Annotated in this window: 10 protein-coding genes and 1 pseudogene; 6 read left to right on the top strand and 5 right to left on the bottom strand. The window is 44.2% G+C overall.

Going from position 1 to position 6,139, the window contains the following annotated elements; all coding sequences use genetic code 11:
• From PX484_RS14135 to speD, 3 genes are all read right to left on the bottom strand, one after another.
• Positions 1–484 (bottom strand): L,D-transpeptidase (locus tag PX484_RS14135; protein ID WP_288104343.1); only part of this gene is annotated, 484 nt, incomplete at its 3' end.
• 78 nt (positions 485–562) lie between these two features.
• Positions 563–868, bottom strand: coding sequence for a DUF6464 family protein (locus PX484_RS14130; protein ID WP_288027158.1), 306 nt, complete (start codon positions 866–868; stop codon positions 563–565).
• Positions 869–927: 59 nt separating this feature from the next.
• Positions 928–1,335 carry an adenosylmethionine decarboxylase gene (speD, locus tag PX484_RS14125; RefSeq protein ID WP_002735723.1) on the bottom strand — a complete coding sequence of 136 codons (408 nt, stop codon included), beginning with the start codon at positions 1,333–1,335 and terminating at the stop codon, positions 928–930.
• A gap of 332 nt (positions 1,336–1,667) precedes the next feature.
• On the opposite strand from speD, the gene PX484_RS14120 reads away from it, so the two are divergent.
• Together PX484_RS14120 and PX484_RS14115 are read left to right on the top strand one after the other, a co-directional pair.
• Positions 1,668–1,952 carry a type II toxin-antitoxin system RelE/ParE family toxin gene (locus tag PX484_RS14120; protein WP_002742078.1) on the top strand — a complete coding sequence of 95 codons (285 nt, stop codon included), beginning with the start codon at positions 1,668–1,670 and terminating at the stop codon, positions 1,950–1,952.
• A gap of 15 nt (positions 1,953–1,967) precedes the next feature.
• Positions 1,968–2,321 (top strand): HigA family addiction module antitoxin, encoded by a 354-nt coding sequence (locus PX484_RS14115; RefSeq protein WP_051048454.1) that lies wholly within the window; start codon positions 1,968–1,970, stop codon positions 2,319–2,321.
• Between the two features lie 10 nt (positions 2,322–2,331).
• Here the strand turns inward: PX484_RS14115 and PX484_RS14110 are convergent, their stop codons facing one another.
• Both PX484_RS14110 and PX484_RS14105 read right to left on the bottom strand, forming a co-directional pair.
• Positions 2,332–2,985 carry a DUF4335 domain-containing protein gene (locus PX484_RS14110; RefSeq protein ID WP_287765983.1) on the bottom strand — a complete coding sequence of 218 codons (654 nt, stop codon included), beginning with the start codon at positions 2,983–2,985 and terminating at the stop codon, positions 2,332–2,334.
• A 2-nt stretch (positions 2,986–2,987) separates the two neighbouring features.
• Entirely contained in the window at positions 2,988–3,614 is a 627-nt protein-coding gene (locus PX484_RS14105) for a DUF3038 domain-containing protein (protein WP_002801334.1), read from the bottom strand.
• Positions 3,615–3,712: 98 nt separating this feature from the next.
• Between PX484_RS14105 and PX484_RS14100 the strand changes: the two genes are divergently transcribed.
• From PX484_RS14100 to PX484_RS14085, 4 genes and pseudogenes are all read left to right on the top strand, one after another.
• Positions 3,713–4,231: an adenine phosphoribosyltransferase gene (locus PX484_RS14100; RefSeq protein ID WP_002737799.1), complete on the top strand. Its 519-nt coding sequence runs from the start codon at positions 3,713–3,715 to the stop codon at positions 4,229–4,231.
• A gap of 10 nt (positions 4,232–4,241) precedes the next feature.
• Positions 4,242–5,303 carry an ABC transporter permease gene (locus PX484_RS14095; protein WP_002801333.1) on the top strand — a complete coding sequence of 354 codons (1,062 nt, stop codon included), beginning with the start codon at positions 4,242–4,244 and terminating at the stop codon, positions 5,301–5,303.
• 361 nt (positions 5,304–5,664) lie between these two features.
• Positions 5,665–5,973 carry a hypothetical protein gene (locus PX484_RS14090; RefSeq protein WP_002737657.1) on the top strand — a complete coding sequence of 103 codons (309 nt, stop codon included), beginning with the start codon at positions 5,665–5,667 and terminating at the stop codon, positions 5,971–5,973.
• Positions 5,974–5,976: 3 nt separating this feature from the next.
• Positions 5,977–6,139, top strand: a pseudogene (locus PX484_RS14085) (SDR family oxidoreductase); the annotation flags it as partial.

The following is a 6,139-nucleotide window of genomic DNA, read 5'->3' as shown; positions in this document are numbered from 1 at the left end:
TGCGGACTAAATCAAACAACACTTTCACATCCCGATTCCGCATCCGCACACAACCATGGGAAGCGGCGCTACCGAGGGAATTTTCCGCGGGGGTGCCATGAAAACCGATGGAATTTTTGCCGTCACTCCAAAAACCGATCCATCTTTCCCCTAGGGGACTATTGGGACCGGGAGCGCTGACTTTTCCCGTCCAGGGACTTTTCCAGACGGGATTGCGAACTAATTCCCGCACCTCAAATTTACCTGTGGGGGTTTCCCAGCCTTTTTTGCCGACGGCGACGGTAAATTGTGCTAAAACTTTACTATCTTGATAAACGTAAACTTTTCTCTCTTTCAGTTTCAGGACCAGATGGGTAGCAAGAGTTTGATTGGCTGCCGTATTCGGGGTGACGGTGCTGATTTGGTTAGCTTGGGCCGGATATAGGGGTAAACAAGTTAATCCTAATCCGATGATTAAGAGGGTCAAATTTCGTTTGAACGCCATTATTCCCACACTCCTCAATTGCGATAGCGATAATTTTTAAGGATAGCAAATAGGGAACTGTTTGGAAGCTCAAGCCGCTTACACTGTGCCAGTTTTAGCTTCGTACTGCCGACAACCTTCACAGGGACCGGTGGGATTAACCGCACAACGCAAATGGGGGGAATAGGCATTAAAACGACAACTAAGATCACCGATCAAGGCCGGTTTATTTTCTGTCTCTAGAGGAATTGACAAAAAATCACTGGCCATCACCGGGCTGTATTCGTGACGATAGCGAATCCCTCTCAAACGGTTGCTTAATCTCTGTTGGGATCGGTTAATTAACCAGAGACTAACGAGAGAGGGAAAGATGGCAAGGATAAAAACAAGGGTTATCCTGATCACGATTTCAGTTTAGGCGATCACCAGTGCTGCTAACTTATTATCGAGGCCGGCGCTAGAAATTAGGCCATAACTAGGGAAGACTTCAGGGGTTCTTCCTTTTTGCTTTCATAAACTGCCCCAGAACTGGGGAATCCTCTGGTTAGTTCCCGGACTTTAATCTCACCTGCTTGCAGGGATTTGGTCAAAATTTCCATGGCAACCACGGGTTTACCCGCACCACAGAAGAATAAATCGGCGGCGAAATAGCCGTGTTCAGGCCAGGTGTGGATCGCGATATGAGATTCAGCTAAAGTCGCCGTCGCGGTAACTCCGTGGGGACTGAACTGGTGGACACACAAATCGATCAGCGTTGCTTCTCCTGCCGTAATTCCATCGAGGATAGCGCGACGAATGCGCTCGGGATCGTTGAGGAGGTCAGCAGGTACTTGCCAAGCATCGACAATCAAATGGGTTCCCAGTTTGGTCATTTTTTTTTCAATACTCCCTATCGAAAAACCTTCACAGAATTACCAGCATAACACAATTTTTCTAACTTGTGCAAAAAAGATCAGGTTTTTTTTTGGGTACTTTCTCTAAAAACTGATACAGAGCAGGGGAGAAGGGTGTGGGGTGTGGGGCGAAAGCTTACTTCTGCTTGACAATAGTATCGTTAGGCGTTAGAATTTGATCATCAGTTATAGCGGTGTGCAGTCGTATGAGGTACAGTGTCACGAGCTATAAACCATGCTAGGCAAAGCTTGGTCTGTATCTCACTCAAGCGCTTACCGCTATAATCAGTTATCAAAGTGACAGTTATCATATGATCATAAATTTCAAGTCCGAAGAGACTAAGCTCATTTTCGAGGGGTTTCAGTCTCGTCACTATCCCCCTGATATTCAATCGGTCGCTCTACGAAAACTGCTAATCCTTGCAGCGGCGTTATCGATTAATGATCTGCGTGTCCCACCGGGTAATCGGTTGGAGAAGTTGCAGGGCGATCGTCAGGGCCAGTACAGCATCCGTATTAATGACCAATGGAGAATTTGCTTCATTTGGACTGATGAAGGCAATGCTGATCAGGTAGAGATAGTGGACTACCACTAAAATTAGCTAAATGCAATGAACAGCAACACTTCGACACATTTCGACAGGCTCAATGTAAAAGCTCAGTTCCACCGTTTGCCAAATATCCATCCCGGTGAAATCCTCAAGTTAGATTTTCTGGAACCGCTCAATATTACCCCCTACAGACTGAGCAAAGATTTAAGCGTAGCTCAAACTCGTATCGGTGAGATTTTAGCGGGTAAGCGTAGTATCACTGCGGACACAGCTTTGCGTCTGTCACGATATTTTGGTAACAGTCCTCAGTTTTGGCTGAATCTTCAAACAGACTACGATCTCCGTCAAGCTCAGGCAAAGAATGCCGAAGTTTATAAGCACATTCCCATCACTCCATTTATAGATGTAGCTTAGGGGACTAATTTTATCTAGGAGGGGGGACGGGATTAGTGGGGACGGTGGGACTGGGAGAAGCGGCGGGAATGGGTGGATTTTCGGGTTTACGGACTTGGGGGACGGGTAACAGATAGAAAAGTAGGGCGCAAGCGACAAGACTGCCTAATCCTGCCAAAAAAGGCACTGTTCGACTGGCCACCGATTCATTCACCTTATGGTAGCGACGGGAAACTGGCTGTAATTTTAGGGTTAGGTCAGGTAAAGTGCGAGTATCGGCAAAAAATTGGTCAATCGCTTCTATTAAATCGAATAACTGCACGGTACTGATTTCTATCTTGACTGGACTTTCCGGGATATTCAAGTCCGTTGATGGATACCAGACCAGACGATGGAGATTCTGGTCAATCTTTTCTAGGTACACATGATCTGGTTCATGGACGGGGTCTTGGGGATGACGAACACCACTTAAAAATTCTTGGGCATACTGACTGACCGCTTGGACCAAATTTTCCAAGAAAACCCGACCACCTTGCAGGATTTTATTGGCCCCGATTAACCGACATTCTACGTTAGTCAAAATTGAGAGTAAAGGTCGGCTATCACCGGGATTAGCTGGGGCGAAATCATCGCCGAAACCATCGAGAATCAGGGTACAATTGGGCAAGCTATACTGTCTTCTCATTTTTACACGATCTCCCCATCAAATAAACTAATCCAAAACCGCTGCATTCCCGTGGTACCAGTACAAAATAATAACTGATCGAGGAGGGATAAAGCCAGTTCATTTAAAGCATTTTCATCGGCTAGATAAACCGATACTTTGGCCCGACGGGGGTTCATGCGACTGCGAAAATTGGAGCGAAATCTTTCTAGGTATTCTGATAAAAGAAAATTATTATCCACGGGTAAACCTTTTGACTCCATCTGTTGCCGCGCTAACAGTAATTGTCGGATGGATATAGCTAGAGGTTTGGCCCGATAACTGGCAATGATAACTAAAGCTTTTGCTTGGTCAAGGGTGAGACGGTCGAGGGTGTAGGAAATTCGCCACGGATTAGTACAGCGTAAGCGCCAGAAAATAATCCGGTTTTTGATAATTTTATCGAGTCCTAGTTCTTTACAGAGGGCTAACAGGGCCTCCCCGGCACCTACTTCTAAGGATTCCAACGCTAACAGCATTAAATCGATATGCTGTTGGAGATGTAGGGCGCATTGCTGACTGGCAATCGGAAAATCGGGTAAAACGCTTAAAATAAACGGTTTTTCTGGGGCTGATGTTGTAGATTCGGGCGTTAGGCTAGTAGGGGTCATGATATAGGAGAACTAAAACACAAGGGCGATCGAGTCAGGGTATTGTAAATTGTATTGTATAGATAGCTGTCCCCCATTTTACGAGACACGGAAACCGAATGGATCTGAAATCACTGATTCGCGATATTCCCGACTTTCCCAAACCGGGTATTGTCTTCCGCGATATTACTACCCTACTCAATCATCCCCAAGGATTACGTTACACGATCGATACCCTAACGGCAAAGTGTCGCGATTACGGTTTATCCCCCGATTACATTGTCGGTATGGAATCCAGGGGTTTTCTCTTTGGTGTTCCTTTAGCATACCAATTAGAAGCGGGATTTATTCCTGTCCGGAAACCGGGCAAATTACCCGCCGCCGTTCATAGTATCGAGTATGATTTGGAATACGGAAGCGATAGCCTGGAAATTCATCAGGACGCGGTGGCATCCCATCACAAAGTCTTAATTGTCGATGATTTAATCGCGACGGGAGGGACGGCGAAAGCGACGGCCGATTTATTAGAAAAAATTGGTTGTGAGGTGTTAGGATTTGCTTTTATCATCGAGTTAATCGACCTCGGTGGTCGGGAAAAATTACCCGATTTACCGATTATTACCCTCATCGATTATTAGGTTTTTTTCTATGACGGCGACTGATGATAATTATAAGGCTGCAAACGCTCGATCGAGTGCTAATGGGTTACAATCTCTCCTAACTAGCGAAACTTTTTTATATATTGTCAAGCGTGTTCTCCAGGGTTTATTAACTCTGTTGTTGGCCTCGGCTTTGAGTTTCGCTATTATCCAATTAACCCCCGGCGGTTTTCTGGCTTTGCTTGACCTTAATCCCAAGATTAGTCAGGAAACTAAAGAACAATATATTGCCCTTTTTGGTTTAAAAGACCCGGCGATTGTCCAGTATTTTAAATGGTTGTGGCAAGTGGTAACTCAGTTTAATTTTGGTCTGAGTTTTACCTATTTTCGTCCCGTGTCTTCCCTACTATTAGAGAGAATTCCAGCGACGTTATTAATGTCTTTGACTTCCATCATTTTAACCTGGGCGATTGCGATTCCCTTGGGCATTCTCAGCGCCGTCAAACAAAACCAATTTATCGATAAATTTTTTCGAGTTATCAGTTATCTTGGTCAAGGTTTCCCCAGTTTTATCACTGCCCTTTTACTGCTAATTCTCGCCCAAAATGTCTCGCCGCTTTTACCGGTGGGTGATATGACCAGTATTAACTATTCGGAATATTCCCCTATCGGTAAAGTTTTAGATATCGCTTGGCACATGATTTTACCAACTATTGCCCTGACAGTTACCAGTTTTGCCGGATTACAAAGATTGATGCGGGGACAATTATTAGATGTTCTGCGACAGGATTATATTCAAACTGCCAGGGCGAAAGGTTTACCAGAAAATAAAGTTATCTATGTCCACGCTTTACGCAATGCTATTAATCCCCTGATAACTCTTTTGGGCTTTGAATTTTCCAGTTTGCTAAGTGGGGCATTTATCGCCGAATTTTTCTTTAACTGGCCCGGATTAGGTCGTTTAATTCTACAAGCTGTGACGGCTAAAGATTTATATTTAGTTATGGGCAGTTTAATGATGGGTGCTACTATGTTGATTATCGGTAATCTTCTGGCTGATTTACTTCTCAAAGCTGTAGATCCTAGGATTAAATTGGAGGATTTAAAGTAGGGTGATAGGGAAATTTCAGCTAAATTTCCCACTACCCAACGGGTGCATCTCACATTTGCAGAAATAGGGACAATAAGCAATTATCAGTGACCCTTAAATTATTACAGATGTATCAGCAGCTGCGTGTAAGCATCCCACCGAAAAACTAATGCGCGGGGGGTTTGGGGGCGGCGCCACGCCCCCAACGGGGGGTTTGGGGGGTAGAACCCCCCAAAGGCTTGGATTGAGTGGTAAAATCGGAAGTAATGACCAATTTTAGAAGATAGTTTCCCTTTAAAAATCCCAACTCAGTAGATTTACAAAAATGGGATGTACCCCCACCCAACCCCTTTTTTCCTTTTCACTTTTCACTTAATAAACTATGTTAGCAACTACACATTATTTACTCAGGTCAAAACAAGACGGACAATACCTAGTGGCGCGTCTGAGAAAAGGTGAAAGCGAAACTCCGGCTAGTTATCTGCTTCTGTTTAAAGAATCCTACGATGCTTTAAGTTATATCAATACCCATGCTCAGGATTTAGCCAATAATTTTTCTGTGGAAACTCTCTCAGGAACACAATTAAAGGGACTGATGCAGCGATGGGGATTTGCAGGAATTGGTTTAGTTAGTGAACCTTTGGAACCACAAGTACAGTTTTTAGCCTACGAAAAAGGATTTAATCTCTAAACTATGAAAACGCTGTTAATCACTGGAGTTAGTGGGTTTTTAGGTTGGCATATTTACCAAAAAACTCGCTCATACTGGGCAAGTTTTGGTACATACTTTAATCACAATGTCAATAGTAATGACCCGAATTTAATTAAAATTAACTTAACAGACTTAGCCGCAGTTA

It is taken from the genome of Microcystis sp. M49636_WE2, from assembly GCF_030065375.1.
GTDB classification, from domain to species: domain Bacteria; phylum Cyanobacteriota; class Cyanobacteriia; order Cyanobacteriales; family Microcystaceae; genus Microcystis; species Microcystis aeruginosa_C.
The sequence above is the reverse complement of the archived record's forward strand: the minus strand, read 5'-3'. Positions and strand labels throughout refer to the sequence as shown.